We start from the raw sequence: 15963 nt of genomic DNA on the forward strand, positions 1-15963 counted from the left end.
CTTGATTACCGTCCTCCAGTGGCGATGGATGCGCAGATCGCCCAGGAAGGAGAGAATCGTCTACTGGACGCTGCTCGCCGTCGCTTGGCTATTGGCGGTTCTACTGTTCTTCTTTCCCCAACTGCCGGGTCCGAGTCAATGCATCGACGCGCTGTTCGGACGTATCGGCATACATTTGATTAACGGCGGGCGGGCTGGCTCATGAAGAAGGAGATGCTCATCGGCGGAAAACAGCTGTTCTGGCTCGTGGCGGCCATGCAAGCGGGGATGACCATTCTGCTGACCATCAATCCTGCTATCGCGGCAGCCAAGCAGGATGCTTGGCTGTCGATCATCGTCGCGGGCTTCCTGGGACTGTTCATGGCTTATGTTCATTCCAGGCTCAGCCAACGGTTCCCTTCACGAACCTTCATCGAATACGTCATGCTGATCGTCGGCAAATGGATCGGCCACGTTATCGTAGGTCTCTACATGGCGTTCTGGTTTGTCGTGCTGGGCATGATCCTGCGGCAGTATTCGGAGTTTATATTATCGACGATTTTGCCGCGGACGCCTATGCTCGTACCGATGCTTGGCCTGCTTCTGACCGCTGTCTATGCCGCATTGTCGGGTATCGAAGTGATCGCGAGATGCGCGGAATTATTCGGACCGTTCGTCTTGCTCGGCATCCTCGTCCCGCTCGTGATGACGATCAGCGGCGCGAAGATCAATAACCTGCTCCCCTTTTACGCGGATACGGGGATGACGAAGATTCTGCTGGGCTCGCTGCCGACAACGGCTTTCCTCGGCGACTGCATCATGCTGCTCGTGTTGTATGCGTTCGTGCGGGAGCCGAAATCGGGGACGAAGCCCGCCTTGTTCGGCGTGGGCCTGTCGGCGTTGCTGACCAGCATCGCCACCTTGCTGACCATCGCGGTGATGGGGCAAGCGGCAGGCGCAGGCGATACGTATCCGTATTTCAATTTGATTCGCAGCATCTCGTATTTCGACTTTGTTCAAAATCTCGATTCGTTCGTGATCGCCATCTGGATCGTAAGCGTCTTTATCAAAGTGTCGCTTTATTTCTTCGTTTGCACCTACGGGAGCGCCCAATGGCTGAAGGTGCGGAAATGGCGGCGCATGGGGTGGGCAGTCGTCCCGATCGTTCTTCTCATCGCTTGCATTCCCCGCGACTTCGTGGACAGCTCCGTTATCTTCCCGCAGCGTATCGCGATTCCTTACCTGCTTCCGATCCATATGCTCGGCATCCCGCTGCTGTTATGGGCGGTCGCCGTCATCCGGCGGGTCGGTCAGCGGCCGGCCGCGCGGAAAAATTAACCCTTGCGCCGGGCGCCCGGTTCTTGCGATACTTAAACGTATAGACAACGGCGGATCGACTTTCATCCCTCTCCAAGAGCCGGAGAGGGATGTTTGCGTCTCGCGAACGGAAGGCAGATGGAGATGTCGGGAGCACGGAACGATTTTTTCGCGCGCAAGCACGCAGAGCTTGGCGTCGCTTTGAACGAGGTACAGAAGAAAGCCGTCCTGCAGACGGAGGGCGCGCTGCTGCTGCTCGCTTCGCCGGGCTCCGGCAAGACGACGACGATCATTATGCGCATCGGCTACTTGATCGAGGTGAAGGGCGTTCATCCTTCGCGGATCAAGGCGGTCACGTTCAGCCGGGCGTCGGCGCAGGACATGAAGGAGCGGTACGGCCGTTTCTTCCCGGACCATCCGGACGGCGGCGTGCAATTCTCCACCATCCACAGCTTCGCGTTCGAGGTCATGCGGGAGCATCTGCGGAGGTCCCGGATGTCGTTCCAGATCATCGAAGGCGAAGTGGAACAGCAGGAGGATGAAGAGCTGCCCCTGCACAAGAAGCTGATCCTTCGCGATTTGTACCGGAAGGTGCGGAGCGAGAATCTGACCGAGGATCAGATGGAAGAGCTGACGACGTATATAAGCTACGTCAAGAACAAGCTGATTCCGGAGCGGGAATGGGAGTCCGTCAAATGCGACGTGCCCGAGGCGGCGCTCGTGGCGAAGGAATACGAATCGTTCAAGCGGTCGTTCGCGGGCAAGCTGTTGGTCGATTACGACGATATGCTCGTGCTGGCGAACGGCGCGCTGGAGAGCGGCGGCGAACTGCTCTGGAAATACCAGAACCGCTTCGATTATGTCCTGACCGACGAAAGCCAGGATACGTCGCTCGTCCAGCATGCGATCATCGAGAAGCTGGCGAGAAGGCATGGCTGCCTGTGCGTCGTGGCGGACGACGATCAGAGCATCTATACGTGGCGGGCCGCGGAGCCTCAGTACCTGCTCGATTTCCGGAATGTGTTCCCTGAGGCTTCCGTCTTGAAAATGGAACAGAACTACCGGTCTTCGCGCAACATCGTGGACATCGCGAACAAGTTCATCAAGCGCAACGAGCAGCGCTACGACAAGAACATGTTCACCCGCAATCCGAGCAACCGGCCGATTTATCTCAAGCAGCTCGACGATTACAAAGGGCAAGCGAAATACGTGGCGGCAGCGATCGAGGGCACGGAACAGCTCAGCGAGACAGCCGTGCTGTACCGCAACAACGCTTCGTCGATCATGCTGATGAACGAGTTCGAGCGCCGCGGCATCCCGTTCTACATGAAGGACGGGGACAACCGGTTCTTCTCCCATTGGGTGCTGGAGGACGTGCTGGGCTTCATGCGCATGGCTTACACGGACAAGCGTCCCGATCTGCTGGAGAAGATTCATACGAAGATGGCCGGTTATATCTCCAAGGTGCAAATGGCCGCATTGGCCGGCATCGACAACGGGGAATCCGTGTTCGACAACCTGGTCAGCCACGTGCCGCTGCAGGATTATCAGCCGAAGCAGCTGCTGGAATGCAAGGAGTCGTTCCAAGCGATGCGAAGCATGGAGCCGCGGGCTGCCATCCGCTTGATCCGGTTCAAGCTCGGCTACGAGCGGGCGATCGACCGGATGTGCGAGCGGCTCGGCTTCCGCAAGGAGAACCTGATCGGCATCCTGAACACGCTGGAGGATATTGCGGATGGCCTGGATACGCTGGAGGATTTCGCGAACCGGCTGAAATATTTGGAGGCGGTCATGAAGGCGTCCAAGAAGAACAAGCACGCGGACGCGGTGACGTTCTCCACGCTGCACAGCGCGAAAGGCTTGGAGTTCGAGCGCGTGTTCATGGTCGATCTGATCGACGGCATCATTCCATCGAACGAGGATATGAAGAAGGTGGAAGGCGAAGTTTCGCCGCTTATGGAAGAAGCGGTGCGCCTGTTCTACGTCGGCATGACAAGGGCCAAACGCGAGCTTACGCTGCTCAGCTACGGCAAGCGCGATGGCGAAGAGGCGAAGGAATCGCAGTTCATGGCGGCCGTGCGTCAGCTGCAGTCGCCGCAGCAAGCGCCGGCTCCGGCTGCGGCCGTGCGCCGGCCGGAGGCGGCATGGAATACGGAGGCGCCCGGGCGGCGATCGGCATCCGGGAAGCCGGCGGCGACGGGAACGAAACGGCGGGCAAGCGGCGCTGCGGGCTCCGGCGTCACCGTGACCGAAGGCCGTCCGGGCGAGCAGCCGTCCGAACGCAATCCGCATGCGCTGAAGAGCTTCGACGGGCTGAAAGCTGGCGATGCGGTCATGCACGAGGCGTTCGGAGCGGGGAAATTCCTCTCGGCCAGCCGCGATATGGTCGAGATCGACTTCGACAACGGCAAGCGCAAGCTGTCCGTTGCGGCTTGTATCGGCATGGGACTGCTGTCGCGTCCGTAAGCCTTCTTTTTTGTCCATGTCCCGCATAAGCTTGGAAGGGGAATGCGGACAAAGGCAAGGAAGGGGGCTGCCACATGCGCAGATGGGGCAGACGAGGCTGGCGGAGCAGGGGCGTCCGGCGCCGCTCCGGCGGCAATAGCGGCAGCGGACGGAAACCGAAACGGCGCAAACTGCTTCTTTTTCTGGCGTTTCTGTTCCTGCTGTTCTTCTTCCAAACGTTTATATTCGTGGAACGCAATCTTCAGAAACCGTTGATGACCGTCGCGCAGGTCCGCGTGAAGCAGGTGGCGACGCAGGCGATCAACAAGTCGATTACGGAACAAGTGGCGGGACATACGGACGCCGACAAGCTGATCGAGTGGAAAACGAACAGCAACGGCAAAATATCCGGCTTCATGCTGAACTACGCCGAACATATGCGCATCACGTCGGAGACGATCGATACGGTTCAAGCCACGCTCAACCATATGGGCGACATTCCGGAGAAAATCCCGCTCGGCCAGGCGCTCGGAAGCGCGATCATCGCCTCGTTCGGTCCGCGCATTCCGGTCAAGTTCGAGCCGATCGGCGCCGTGAAAGTAGATTTGAATACGCGGCAGAAGGATGCCGGCATCAATATGATTCTCGTGGAAGTGTACATGCACATCGTGGCCGAAGTATCGATCATCATTCCTTTCGATACGCAGCCGGAACTGGTGGAAACGGAAATTCCGATCTCCTACCTGCTCGTCGTGGGCGACGTGCCGACGTATTATTACGACAACAACGGCAATCCCGTCGGCGACTCCGCGCCGAATGCGCCGAGCATCGCGATTCCCTCGAATCCGGGCAAGGGATCGGCCGACAGCTCCGCGGACGGAACCGCGAACGAGAACGAGAACAGCTTGCCGGCCGGGACGTCCGTTAAGGAAGAGGACGACGTGCCCCGGTCCGAATAAACGAAGAAGAGCGCTTATCGGCTTGACCCGGATAAGCGCTCTTCTGTATTGGCGATCGTGCCCTTACCGTTTGCGCAGACTGCGTCTTTCTTCGATTTCCCATTGCCGCAAGCTTGGGTACGGATCGAAGGACCATTCAACGAGCCCGCGGTCGCGATAGATGCCGTAATGCAGATGCGGCGGGAATTTGCCCTGCGTTCCGGGACGGCCGTAGCCGGAGCTGCCTACCCAGCCGACCACTTGGCCCGGCTTCACGATGGTGCCTACGTCTATTGTCTTGTCATAGCCGCTTAGGTGCGCATAGTAATGATAGTAGTTATTGAGGTCGCGGATGCCGAGCCTCCAGCCGCCGTAAGGGTTCCAGCCCTTCACCTCGATGACCCCGAAGCAGGTGCTGCGCACGGGTACGCCGTGATTGGCGAAAATATCGGTGCCCTCGTGAATGCGGTATCCGCCCCAGCTGCGGCGGGTGCCCCAGGTTCCTTTGTACGAATACGTGGAACCGATCGGCACGGGAAACGCATGCTGGAACAAGTTCAGCTGGCCATAGTTTTCATACAGCCGCGCGAATTGGCGGATGCGCTGCACCGCCCGCGTATTGTGATAATACTGCCATAGCCCGATGGCAAAATCGTCTTCTTCCGTTCCGAACTGGAGCAGGTGGTTGGCCATGGCGTACAGCAGGTCGGTATCGTTCGTGCGGCTGGCAAGTCCGTCGCCGTCCCCGTCTTCGCCAATGCCGTGGAACCAGTGGATGGACAGAGGGAATTGGTCTTCGCTGTCCGGGTTCAACTCGCCGGCCCATTCCGTGTCGGCTACGAACACGCTGACGTATTCGCCCAGCTGGGAACGGGTCTTGGGGCGCGCCTTGGTCAGGGTCCGCTCGTATTGATCGATAGCGGCCAAGCGATACCAGGGAATGCCGGTTACGACGCTGATTTCGTCATACAGAATTTTCCGTTTGGCATAAAGCTCGTCTTGGGTTACTGTTTTGTTCGGGACCGCTGCGTTCGCGCGCACGGGCAACGGCTGCAGGAGCAGCGAGAACGCCAGCGGCAATACCGCCATGAGGCGGAAAGCATATGATTTCACATGGTTCAGCCTCCAAATAAGATGCCGGCCGGGATCCGTTCCGCAATAGCGCTGACGGACCGTCGTCGAACCGGTTTCTCCGCGAAAATGGATGCAGCTTCAGCGGCGCTGCTCTGCTGTTATGGTTTGCAAATCATTGGTTTTTATCCGAAACATGCTATAATAAGACGCAGAGTGAACAGGAAAGCAGAGGTACCGCATAAAATGAAGACGCAGGAAAAACAACCGAAGCCGGATTGGCTCCGAATTAAATTAACGACGGGCGGCAATTACGCCGAACTGAAAGATATGATGCGTTCCAAGACGCTGCACACGGTTTGCGAGGAAGCTCGCTGTCCGAATATATACGAATGCTGGGCGAACCGCACGGCGACGTTCATGATTCTCGGCGACATTTGCACGCGGGCCTGCCGGTTCTGCGCGGTGAAGACCGGGCTGCCGACGGAGCTTGATCTGCAAGAACCGGAACGCGTCGCGGAAGCCGCGGAACAGATGGGCCTTCGCCACTGCGTCGTCACTTCGGTGGCGCGCGACGATCTGGCCGACGGCGGGGCAAGCATTTTCGTGGAAACGATCAAAGCCGTTCGCCGCAAGCTGCCTCTATGCAGCGTAGAAGTGCTCATCCCCGATTTCATGGGCAATTGGGATGCGCTTCAAGCCGTGATGGACGCGAAACCCGATATTTTGAACCATAATATAGAGACCGTCGCAAGGCTCTCGAACCGGGTTCGCGCGAAAGCGAAGTACCCGCGCTCCATGGAGCTGCTGAAACGGGCGAAAGAAATGCAGCCTGACATTCCGACGAAGTCGAGCATCATGCTCGGCGTCGGCGAGGAATGGGATGAGATTTTGCAAGCGATGGACGATTTGCGCGCCGTAGACTGCAACATTTTGACGCTCGGTCAATATTTGCAGCCGACGCCGAATCATATGCCGATCGCGCGCTATGTTCATCCAGACGAGTTCGCGAAGCTGAAAGAAGAAGGCTTGAAGCGCGGCTTCAGCCATGTAGAGTCCGCACCGCTCGTTCGCAGCTCCTATCACGCGCACGAGCAGGTCAAATCCGCGGAGGAAGCCCAGAGCGCATCCCTGTGAGCTTAGGCTTGCGAATTAGTTTTGCTCATTATGCCGGCTAACCGGCAGCGAACCGTGATCGCAAAACTTTTAAGGAGTTGAGAAGCTGTCTTGATCCATATTAGCGGAAGAGCCTACGCATTGATTCATGAGAACAGAAACGGTTGGAATCTGGAAGCGTTCCGCGAGCGGTACAGCGAAGTGCTGGAACGCTACGATTACGTCGTCGGGGACTGGGGCTACAATCAGCTGCGGCTTAAAGGGTTTTTCCGCGACACCCATCCGAAAGCGACGCGGGAGAGCGTTATTTCCTCCATTGCGGATTATATTAACGAATATTGCAATTTCGGCTGCGCTTACTTCGTTCTGGAGAAGCAGCCTGGCGGCGTGAAGCAGGGCGAGGACGGGGAGCTCGGCGAAGGCGGCGAGATCGAAGTCATCGAACTGCCGGACGGCGCGGAGGAAGCCTATCTCACGGCTTCCCGCACCATCGCGGCGGCCAAGGCAGCCGATGCTCCGGCGGCCGAGAATCAGCACGTGAAGTTCATGCCGCGGCATGAGCGGGATTTGCGCCGAGAGCAGCAGCGGAACAGCCGCAAGGAAACGGCCAAGGAGCCTGATAAGGAGCGGGAAGGCTCGCGCGACAACCATCGCAAGTCGTCCGGCAAGGACCGCGAGCACGGCGCCCGCCAGGGACAGCAAGCCGGACGCGGCCATCAGTCTGAGCGCGGCGATCGTCCGGAGAAGAACGACCGCGGCGGCGAACGGCCGGAGCGCCAGCATCGCGGCGACAGGCCGGAGCGCAGCGGCGAGCGTAATGACCGCGGCGAACGTCAGCCGGATAACCGCGGCGATCGTTCGGACCGCGGACGCAGCAAGCAGCGTCATTTCAATCAGAAAGCGCCGGTTGCGGCAGCTTCCGAACCGAACCAGCCGCATAACCAACAGCATCACCAACAGCATCACCAACAACACCACCAACAACAGCAGCCGTCGAACAGAAACAAAGACGCTGCGCCGAAACAGAGCTAACGACGAAAACGCCGGTTCATCCCTCGTGGGGTGAACCGGCGTTTTTTGGTTGCATCGCGTTGCGCGATTATTTGAGTTATAAATACTGCACGTTATACAGCCGCGCGTAAGCCCCGTTCAGGGCCATCAATTCCTCGTGCGAGCCCTGCTCCACGATCTCGCCGTGTTCGATCACGACGATGGGGTTCGCATGCGTGATGGTCGACAAGCGGTGGGCGACGACAAGCGTCGTCCGGTTGCGCGCCAGCTCCGCCAGCGATTCCTGAATGGCATGCTCCGACTCCAGGTCCAGCGCCGACGTCGCTTCGTCCAGCACGAGAATGGCGGGATCCTTCAAGAACACGCGGGCGATGGCGATCCGCTGTTTCTGTCCGCCGGACAGCTTCACGCCCCGCTCGCCGATTTCAGTGTCGTACCCTTTGGGTAAGGAGAGGATGAAGTCGTGGGCGTTCGCTTTCTTGGCTGCCTCCATCATGGCTTCTTCCGACGACTCGGGATTGCCGAGCAGTACGTTCTCGCGCACGGAGCCGCTGAACAGGATGTTGTCCTGCAGCACCATGCCGATATGGGAGCGCAAGCTTTGCTGGGTCATTCCGTCAATGGGCCGGCCATCGATCAAGATGCGGCCTTCCTGCACGTCGTAGAACCGCGCGAGCAGGCTGACCATCGATGACTTGCCTCCGCCGCTCATGCCGACGAGGGCAGCGGTGCGGCCGTGCGGGATCGTCAGATTGATATGCCGCAGCACCCACTCCGTCTCGTCGTGATAGCGGAAGGAAACGTTGTCGAAGACGATATCGCCCCGAACGGAAGGAAGCGCGGCGGCATGCGGCGCATCCTTGATTTCCGGCTGCTCGTCCAGCAGCTCCATGACGCGATCCAGGGAAGCCGAAGCTTGGGTCAGCTCGGTCGAGGAATTGACGAGCCGGCGCAGCGGCGCATAGAGCCGGTCCAGGTAGCCGTAGAACGCGACGAACTCGCCGAGCGTCAACGTTTCCTGCACGACCAGGTATCCGCCGCAGGCAAGCACGAGAAGCGGCGCGATTTCAGTCAGCGTGTTGACGATGGATTGCGTAAGCGCGTTCCAGCGGGTGAGGGCGAATGCCCGCGTCAGAAACGTCCGGTTGCGGCTGCCGAACTGCTCCTCCTCGTATTGCTCCAGCGTGAAGCTTTTGACGACGGGAATGCCGTTCACATGCTCGTTCAAGTACCCCTGCATGTCCGCGAGCGCCTGGGAACGCGACCGGGAGTAGCCGCGCAGCCGCTTGTACAGCTTCTTGACCGCGTAGCCGTAGAACGGCAGAATCGCGATCGCGACGAACGTAAGCGGCACGTTCATGTTGAACATGATGACGAGCGCGATGACGAGCGTGAACATATCCAGCCAAATGTTCATGAGGCCGGTTTCGACGAGCGCTTTGGTCTGTTCGACGTCGTTCATCATCCGCGAAATGATTTCACCGGATTTGCGGTTCTGATAGAAGCGCAGCGACAGCTGCTGCAGATGGACGTACAGCTTATTCCGGAGGTCGTAGAGCACGCGGCTCGTCGTGAATTGCGCGAAGTACTGGCGGTAATATTCGATCGGGTAGCGCAGCACGACGAAGATCAGGAAGGCCAAGCCGATCGCTTTGAACAGCTTGGAGGTTTTGTCGGCGGCGGGCAGGCTCGAGAGCAGCACATCGTCCACGACGTATTTGATGAACAGCGGCAGCGTAAGCGGAATCGCGAACTTGATGGCGCCTATGAACAGCGTTAAGGCGACGAGCCAGCGATACGGCTTCACGATGCGATAGAAAGCGCGGTACTGGTTCATGGCTATTTCACTTCGTAGCCGAGGAACGCTTCGCGCACCCGGTTCCAGAACGGGAATGGCCGGTAGCGGGCAAAGCTGATTTTGCGCGCGGATACGCTGCACCGGATGGAACGGATATCGGATCTCGTGATGTTCAGATGGTCGAACGTTAATTGCAGCCGCTGGTCTTTGCGGGAAATAATGTCGCAGTGGTGATGCTGCGGCAGAACGACCGAAGAGCCGAGCGTGCGGTATACCCGATTGTTGATGGACGCGATTTCCGCGATCTGCAAGCATTCGATGGACGGATGGATGACGGCGCCGCCCAAGCTTTTGTTGTAGGCCGTACTGCCGGACGGCGTCGATACGACGATGCCGTCGCCCCGGAACATCTCGAAGAGCTCGTCGTTGATATCGATTTGAGCGACGAGCGTATTGTCCACGCCCTTGAGCGTGAATTCGTTAACCGCGATATAGGTAGAAAGTCCTTCGGACGTATCCAGCACGATTTCGGCAAGCGGATAGCGCACGATCTTGGGCTCGTCCTCCGCCATCATGCGGACGAGTTCCTCCAGCTCGTCGATTTTCCAGTCCGCGAAGAAGCCGAGATGGCCGGTGTGAATACCGACGAAAGCAAGTTCGTCGATGCGGTCCGCGTGCGTGTGAAAAGCTTGCAGCAGCGTTCCGTCGCCGCCGATGGAGATGACGATCTCGGGCCGGTCGTCGTTACGGGTAAAGCCCCGGGCGGCCGCAAGCCTATGGAAATCGGCGGCGAGCTTCTTCGACAGCTCATCGCCTCTGTCAATGACTACGTAATTCAAAAGTTGTAGCTCCTTCCGTACAGCCGGAGCCTTCAAGGATAAGAACCGCACCCTGCATCGCTAGGACGGCTCTGCCTTGCGGCAAACGGCCTGTATCTCCTTGCATCATAGCCGAAAACCGGGGCGAATACAACGTTACAGGGCAGGACCGAGCCAGCCCCAGAGCGCATAAACGAGCGCGGCGGCGATGAAGCCGTGAAGGAGACGCGCGATCAGAAAAGGCTTGTAGCGCAAGTCCGTGCGGCTCAGCAGGCTGGCCACTTGGGCATGAACGGAAAGGCCTGCCCAGGACAACACGAACGCGGCGATCGCGACTTGGTGAACGAGGCCGCTCCCGGCGGCGGAGCCCGCGGCGCGCGCGCCGAGCGTAACCTCGAAGGTGCCGCTTACGACGGCATCCGATAGTGCGGGAGGCATGCCGACGAGTCCGAGCACCGCGCGGATGCCCCCGCCCAGCATGTCGATGCTGCCAGTCTGGCGAAGCAGTTCCATGATGACGGAGAAGACGACGACGAGTCCGCCGACGACGATCATCAGGCGCAGCGCCGCCTGGACGGCATCCTGCAGCAGCTTGCCGAGCGGCCGGCCATCCATCATGCGGGCGACATGCATCGCTTCCAGCGCCTCGGCTACGCGGCTCTTGCGGCGAGCCCCCGCGCGCCGTTCCTTCTTCTCGCTGCTGGCAGGGGCGTGACGATCATGGAAGCGCATGAGCAGGCCGATAATGAGCCCTCCGAAGTAATGGGCAGCGGCAAGGACGGGAGCGAGCGCTACGCTGTGGAAGAAACCGACCGATACGGCGCCGATCAGGAAGATCGGGTCGGACGTCGTCGTGAAAGCCACGAGGCGCTCTCCCTCGGCCCGGTTGATCAGTTTCTGCTCCCACAGCTGCGCGGTCAGCCGCGCGCCGACGGGATAGCCGGATGCGTAGCCCATCGTGACGACGAAGCCGCCGATGCCCGGAATGCGGAACAATGGCCGCATAAGCGGATCGAGGATTTTGCCGAAGAAATGGACGATGCCGAAGCCGAGAAGCAGTTCGGAAATGACGAAGAAGGGGAAGAGAGCCGGGAACAGCACTTCCCACCAGATGGACAGGCCGCGCAGGGAAGCCTCCAATGCTTGGGCGGGGAAAGCCGCGAGCAGCAGCACGAGCACGGCTGCCGACCAAGCGGGGATGACGGACGGACGCAGCAGAAACCGGACGATATACAAGGGGATCTTCCCTCCTAAATGCCAATTGAAAAACAGGCTATTACTGCTATATGTCGGGGGGCGCGCATTCATCACTTGTCCATGCGAATCTTGTCCCGGAGGCCCAGTTATTAGGAGATATATTAATTTAGAAAACGCTTGCAAAACGAGGTGTATTTTAATCCCGGTTATGGTACAATCGGATTAAGACAAACGCTTGAGGTGATGACGATGAGTATAATTGCCGGCATTCTTGTCTGTGCTTTCGTGTACGTCATCCGCGAGTCGCTTATAGCTCCCGGAGAAGAGGATTATGAAAGTTGATCCAGTTCTTTAGTCGCACCATCATACTACTGCCGCAATGCCCTCCTGCGCGAGGGCATTTTTTTGATGTTCATGGTTCATGCCCGCCTGTCGAAAAAGGCGTCCGTCCGGTTCAATTGCCTGGTACGAATAGTGATGGCATGAAATATCCTGAAAAAATTTCAAAAAAATAATTCCAAAGACCTACAAAACGGAGATGAAAAAGACGATGAATAACTATAGCACTATTTTCGAGGCGGTTGGAGGAGTCGAAGGCATCAAAGGAATCGTTCAGGCCTTTTATCCTAAAGTACAGAAGCATCCGCTGCTGGGACCGCTGTTCCCGGCGGACATCGACCCTGTCATGGAGAAGCAAACCTTGTTTTTATCCCAGTTTTTCGGCGGTCCATCCCTGTACTCCGACCAGTACGGCCATCCGATGATGCGGGCGCGGCATATGCCTTTTCCGATCACGCCGGAGCGCGCCGAAGCTTGGCTGAGCTGCATGCGCGCGGCGCTGTCCGAGACGGATTTGCCGATGGAGCTGCAGGAGCTGATGCTGGATCGGCTTTCGGGGCCGGCGCATCACTTTATTAATCAACCCTAAACCTACGATCTGGAGACGTGATGACATGGAACCTTTATACGAGACAACCAAAACCTGCCTTTGCTGTGAGGGTTCCTTTGCAACGTCGCGTGTCCGGCCAAGCTTCAAGAAGTCGATCCGTCAGGATACCGACTTCTGCGCTTCCTATAAAACCGAGATCAATCCGGACTATTACGTTGTCTTCGTCTGTCCGGACTGCGGGTTCGCCTCGACGGAGAACGGTATTACGGCGATGACGGATGCCCAGCGGAAGAAGTATTACGAGCAGATCGGCGCGCGATGGACGCGCCGCGAATACGGAGGCAGCCGGACAAGAGAGCAGGCTTTGGCCTGCTATAAGATCGCTTTGCTCTGCGCGGGCGTTATCGGGGAGAAGGAACGGATCGTCGCAGGCATTCTGCATCACATCGCCTGGATCTACCGTTCGATGGAGGACCGGGAGCAGGAGCAGCGTTTCTTGCGTTTTGCGCTCGATGCGTACGTTACGGTGTTCGAGACGGAAGGCGTTTCGCTGAACAATGCGAAGCTGATGTATTTGATCGGGGAGCTGAACCGCCGCATCGGGGAGCCTCGCTTGGCCGTACGCTGGTTTTCCCGCGTCGTGAACGACAAGAAAATCACGGATGCCGCAATGATTCGGGCAAGCCGGGAGCAGTGGCAGCTGATCCGCGAAGAGCAGACGGGGCTCGACGACGAGACCGCTGCGGGTATCGCGTAGTATCGAGTAGTATCGCGTAGCAGGTTCGACAATCACGTGAGCAAAACCAAGAAACCGCCTGGGCATGAAGCCCGGGCGGTTTCTTGGTTTATTTACGTACGATGGCAAGCCTTACGCGCGTCGCAGCACGGTATCAGTCAGCAGGTAGTCCTGGTCGACATCTACGACAGTAACGCGATTATGGCAGCAAGGGAAGACGAGCAGCCGCTTCTTGCCGGTGTGGATATCCGAGAGCTCTCGCGGCCGAAGCGGGAGCAGGACGTTATCCTTGCTGCAGAAGGGACAGGAAGGGACATACACGTCCTTCATGATGATGTCGTACGGCAAGGTGCGCTCGAACGGAATCACGGGTTGCCGTCTCCCTTGTCTTCGGGCGTGCTCTCGGGACTAGGGGCCGCTTTCGCAAGCTCGGCGATTTTCTGCAATAAAATATGCTTCGGCATATGCATGAGATGCTCCAGCGGAACGTTCAATTCCTTGGCCAGCTTCACGGCTGTCTCGGCGGAAAGCTGCAATGGTTGGGACATCGGTGTCAACTCCTTATCTTCATTGGCCCTTGTTAGGAAAGGAAACCGGGACGGCATAGGATTGGTAAAAGGGACAACATTACCGTTATAATCAGTTATACACCGATGCTGCTTAATACGCAACGTACGCCCGGCCGTGCATTTGAAGCACGAACGGTTTGCCTTTAACTACACTTCTTACACAGTTACATTAGGAGGGACCCTTATGACCACGCAATATCCGATTACTTGGGATTTAGATGTCATTTACGCGGGCGGCTCAAGCTCCGCGTCATTTCTGGAGGAGCTGGCCGGCATGGAGCGCGATATCGAAGCGCTGTACGGCGAGCTAGCGACATTGCCGCAAGGAGCGGCTCCATCCACGGAACAGCTGACCAGCTGGACCGCTGCGGTGCAGTCCATCCTGCTTCGTCTGCGTCAGTCCGATTCGTTCGTATCCTGCCTGCAGGCGCAGCAAATGAAAGACGCAGCCGCGAACGGCCTGAACGATCGCGTGAAGACGATGTCGGCGAAGTTCAACGCCGCGCTGACGAGCTACGACGAGAAGCTGCTCCGCACCGACGAAGCGTCGTGGAAGGCTTGGCTGCAATCCAGCGAGGCCGCGCCCGTTGCGTTCGTGCTGAACGAGCGCCGCGAAGCGGCGAAGGAGAAGCTGCCGCCGGAGCAGGAAGCGCTGGCCGGGGAGCTGGCAGTCGACGGGTATCATGGCTGGGGCGATTTTTACAATACGATCGTTTCCCGGATTCGGTTCGAGGCGACGGAGGAAGACGGCACGGTCAAGCAGCTGTCGGCCGGACAGATGTTCAATCGGCTCTCGAACAGCAATCGTTCCGTGCGCGAAGCGGCTTTCCGCGAATGGGAACGGGTGTGGGGCGAACAGGCCGACCTGTGCGCGGATACGCTGAATCGCATTTCCGGCTTCCGTATGAAGCTGTACGGCAAACGCGGCTGGGCTGGTCGTTCCGCTGACGCGGAACTGCTCGCCCATGCATCCGGGGATGCCATCCTGAAGGAACCGCTAGAGATGAACCGGATGAGCGAAGCGACGCTGAACGCGATGTGGTCGGCGGTTACGGAAGGAAAGCCGAAGCTTGTGCGCTATCTTGAGCGCAAGGCGAAGCTGCTCGGGCTCGAGCAATTGGATTGGCACGATGTAGCTGCGCCGATCGGTCAGACGGAGAAGAAAGTTTCATACGACGAAGCGGCGGCGTTCATCAAAGAACAGTTCGGCGCTTTCAGCCCGGACTTGGCGGATTTTACGGAGATGGCGTTCAAAGATGCATGGATCGAGGCGGAAGACCGCCCCGGCAAGCGTCCCGGCGGGTTCTGCACGTCGTTTCCGAAGAGCGAGCAAACGCGTATATTCATGACCTACTCCGGCACGCCGGATAATGTGTCGACATTGGCGCACGAGCTCGGCCACGCGTATCATCAGCACGTGATGAACGATCTGCCGCCGCTGGCGCAGGAATATGCGATGAACGTGGCGGAGACGGCATCTACGTTCGCCGAGATGATCGTGGCGGACTCCGCGCTGGAAGCGGCAACGGAACGCGACGAGAAGCTGGCGCTGCTGGACGAGAAGCTGCAGAACGCCGTGGCTTTCTTCATGAACATCCATGCCCGGTTCCTGTTCGAGACGCGCTTCTACGAGAAACGCCGCGAAGGCATGGTCGGCCAGGAAGAGCTGAACGGGCTTATGGAAGAGGCGCAGCGCGAAGCGTTCAGCGGCGCGCTCGGCGAGCTGCATCCGCATTTCTGGGCGGCGAAGCTGCATTTCTATTTAACGGATGTCCCGTTCTATAATTTCCCGTATACGTTCGGCTATTTGTTCAGCGGCGGCATATATGCCATTGCGAAGAAAGCGGGGCCGTCGTTCGCGGGTCGCTATGTCTCGCTGCTGCGGGATACGGGGCTGATGACGGTCGAGCAACTGGCCGAGAAGCATCTGGGCGTTCGATTGGATCAGCCGGACTTCTGGCGCGAGGCCGTGTCGCTGCTGCTCGAGGACGTGGACGCGTTCCTGGCGCTGACGGAAGAATAGGCGATAGGCGGCGAATTTCGATCGGCGAATGAGGAATGAAAACTTCCATGCCGTGG

The 15963-nt window shown here is 58.5% G+C and carries 14 protein-coding genes; 8 read left to right on the forward strand and 6 right to left on the reverse strand.

What is annotated here, in order from left to right; genetic code table 11:
- Positions 1–201: 201 nt before the first annotated feature.
- The 3 genes from GZH47_RS22025 to yunB all read left to right on the forward strand — a co-directional run bounded on the left by GZH47_RS22025 (position 202) and on the right by yunB (position 4700).
- Positions 202–1317, forward strand: a complete 1116-nt coding sequence (locus tag GZH47_RS22025; RefSeq protein WP_162643176.1) for a GerAB/ArcD/ProY family transporter — start codon at positions 202–204, stop codon at positions 1315–1317.
- A 123-nt stretch (positions 1318–1440) separates the two neighbouring features.
- The gene (locus tag GZH47_RS22030; RefSeq protein WP_162643177.1) at positions 1441–3762 is read left to right on the forward strand and encodes an ATP-dependent helicase; all 2322 of its coding nucleotides are present in this window, start codon (positions 1441–1443) and stop codon (positions 3760–3762) included.
- A 74-nt stretch (positions 3763–3836) separates the two neighbouring features.
- Positions 3837–4700: a sporulation protein YunB gene (gene yunB, locus GZH47_RS22035; RefSeq protein WP_162643178.1), complete on the forward strand. Its 864-nt coding sequence runs from the start codon at positions 3837–3839 to the stop codon at positions 4698–4700.
- Between the two features lie 63 nt (positions 4701–4763).
- Here yunB and GZH47_RS22040 read toward each other — a convergent pair whose 3' ends face one another.
- Positions 4764–5768: a M23 family metallopeptidase gene (locus GZH47_RS22040; RefSeq protein WP_162645370.1), complete on the reverse strand. Its 1005-nt coding sequence runs from the start codon at positions 5766–5768 to the stop codon at positions 4764–4766.
- A gap of 111 nt (positions 5769–5879) precedes the next feature.
- On the opposite strand from GZH47_RS22040, the gene lipA reads away from it, so the two are divergent.
- The gene (gene lipA / locus GZH47_RS22045) at positions 5880–6887 is read left to right on the forward strand and encodes a lipoyl synthase (protein ID WP_162643179.1); all 1008 of its coding nucleotides are present in this window, start codon (positions 5880–5882) and stop codon (positions 6885–6887) included.
- A 90-nt stretch (positions 6888–6977) separates the two neighbouring features.
- Entirely contained in the window at positions 6978–7898 is a 921-nt protein-coding gene (locus tag GZH47_RS22050) for a YutD family protein (protein ID WP_162643180.1), read from the forward strand.
- 76 nt (positions 7899–7974) lie between these two features.
- On the opposite strand, the gene GZH47_RS22055 is transcribed toward GZH47_RS22050, so the two are convergent.
- The 3 genes from GZH47_RS22055 to ylbJ form a co-directional block, all read right to left on the reverse strand.
- Positions 7975–9714 (reverse strand): ABC transporter ATP-binding protein, encoded by a 1740-nt coding sequence (locus GZH47_RS22055; RefSeq protein WP_162643181.1) that lies wholly within the window; start codon positions 9712–9714, stop codon positions 7975–7977.
- A gap of 2 nt (positions 9715–9716) precedes the next feature.
- Positions 9717–10514: an NAD kinase gene (locus GZH47_RS22060; protein ID WP_162643182.1), complete on the reverse strand. Its 798-nt coding sequence runs from the start codon at positions 10512–10514 to the stop codon at positions 9717–9719.
- Positions 10515–10649: 135 nt separating this feature from the next.
- Complete coding sequence (gene ylbJ, locus GZH47_RS22065) at positions 10650–11723, reverse strand: sporulation integral membrane protein YlbJ (protein ID WP_225446563.1); 1074 nt, start codon at positions 11721–11723, stop codon at positions 10650–10652.
- A 517-nt stretch (positions 11724–12240) separates the two neighbouring features.
- Here ylbJ and GZH47_RS22070 point away from each other — a divergent pair.
- Complete coding sequence (locus tag GZH47_RS22070) at positions 12241–12618, forward strand: globin domain-containing protein (RefSeq protein WP_162643183.1); 378 nt, start codon at positions 12241–12243, stop codon at positions 12616–12618.
- 25 nt (positions 12619–12643) lie between these two features.
- Positions 12644–13336 carry a DUF2225 domain-containing protein gene (locus GZH47_RS22075; RefSeq protein ID WP_162643184.1) on the forward strand — a complete coding sequence of 231 codons (693 nt, stop codon included), beginning with the start codon at positions 12644–12646 and terminating at the stop codon, positions 13334–13336.
- Positions 13337–13447: 111 nt separating this feature from the next.
- Here GZH47_RS22075 and GZH47_RS22080 read toward each other — a convergent pair whose 3' ends face one another.
- The gene (locus tag GZH47_RS22080) at positions 13448–13684 is read right to left on the reverse strand and encodes a hypothetical protein (protein ID WP_162643185.1); all 237 of its coding nucleotides are present in this window, start codon (positions 13682–13684) and stop codon (positions 13448–13450) included.
- On the reverse strand, positions 13681–13863 hold the full coding sequence (locus tag GZH47_RS22085) for a YycC family protein (protein WP_162643186.1): 183 nt from the start codon (positions 13861–13863) through the stop codon (positions 13681–13683). Before GZH47_RS22085 ends, GZH47_RS22080 begins: the two co-directional genes overlap by 4 nt.
- 205 nt (positions 13864–14068) lie before the next feature.
- Between GZH47_RS22085 and GZH47_RS22090 the strand changes: the two genes are divergently transcribed.
- Positions 14069–15907 carry a M3 family oligoendopeptidase gene (locus GZH47_RS22090; RefSeq protein WP_162643187.1) on the forward strand — a complete coding sequence of 613 codons (1839 nt, stop codon included), beginning with the start codon at positions 14069–14071 and terminating at the stop codon, positions 15905–15907.
- Positions 15908–15963: the final 56 nt, after the last annotated feature.

Origin of the sequence: Paenibacillus rhizovicinus (assembly GCF_010365285.1) — a bacterium.
GTDB lineage: Bacteria > Bacillota > Bacilli > Paenibacillales > Paenibacillaceae > Paenibacillus_Z > Paenibacillus_Z rhizovicinus.

What these genes read in the sequence shown, in the direction of transcription:
- GZH47_RS22025 (WP_162643176.1), top strand. Translation starts at nt 202, where the DNA reads ATGAAGAAGGAGATGCTCATCGGCGGAAAACAGCTGTTCTGGCTCGTG.
- GZH47_RS22030 (WP_162643177.1), top strand. Translation starts at nt 1,441, where the DNA reads ATGTCGGGAGCACGGAACGATTTTTTCGCGCGCAAGCACGCAGAGCTT.
- yunB (WP_162643178.1), top strand. Translation starts at nt 3,837, where the DNA reads ATGCGCAGATGGGGCAGACGAGGCTGGCGGAGCAGGGGCGTCCGGCGC.
- GZH47_RS22040 (WP_162645370.1), bottom strand. Translation starts at nt 5,768, where the DNA reads ATGGCGGTATTGCCGCTGGCGTTCTCGCTGCTCCTGCAGCCGTTGCCC.
- lipA (WP_162643179.1), top strand. Translation starts at nt 5,880, where the DNA reads ATGGATGCAGCTTCAGCGGCGCTGCTCTGCTGTTATGGTTTGCAAATC.
- GZH47_RS22055 (WP_162643181.1), bottom strand. Translation starts at nt 9,714, where the DNA reads ATGAACCAGTACCGCGCTTTCTATCGCATCGTGAAGCCGTATCGCTGG.
- GZH47_RS22070 (WP_162643183.1), top strand. Translation starts at nt 12,241, where the DNA reads ATGAATAACTATAGCACTATTTTCGAGGCGGTTGGAGGAGTCGAAGGC.
- GZH47_RS22075 (WP_162643184.1), top strand. Translation starts at nt 12,644, where the DNA reads ATGGAACCTTTATACGAGACAACCAAAACCTGCCTTTGCTGTGAGGGT.
- GZH47_RS22085 (WP_162643186.1), bottom strand. Translation starts at nt 13,863, where the DNA reads ATGTCCCAACCATTGCAGCTTTCCGCCGAGACAGCCGTGAAGCTGGCC.
- GZH47_RS22090 (WP_162643187.1), top strand. Translation starts at nt 14,069, where the DNA reads ATGACCACGCAATATCCGATTACTTGGGATTTAGATGTCATTTACGCG.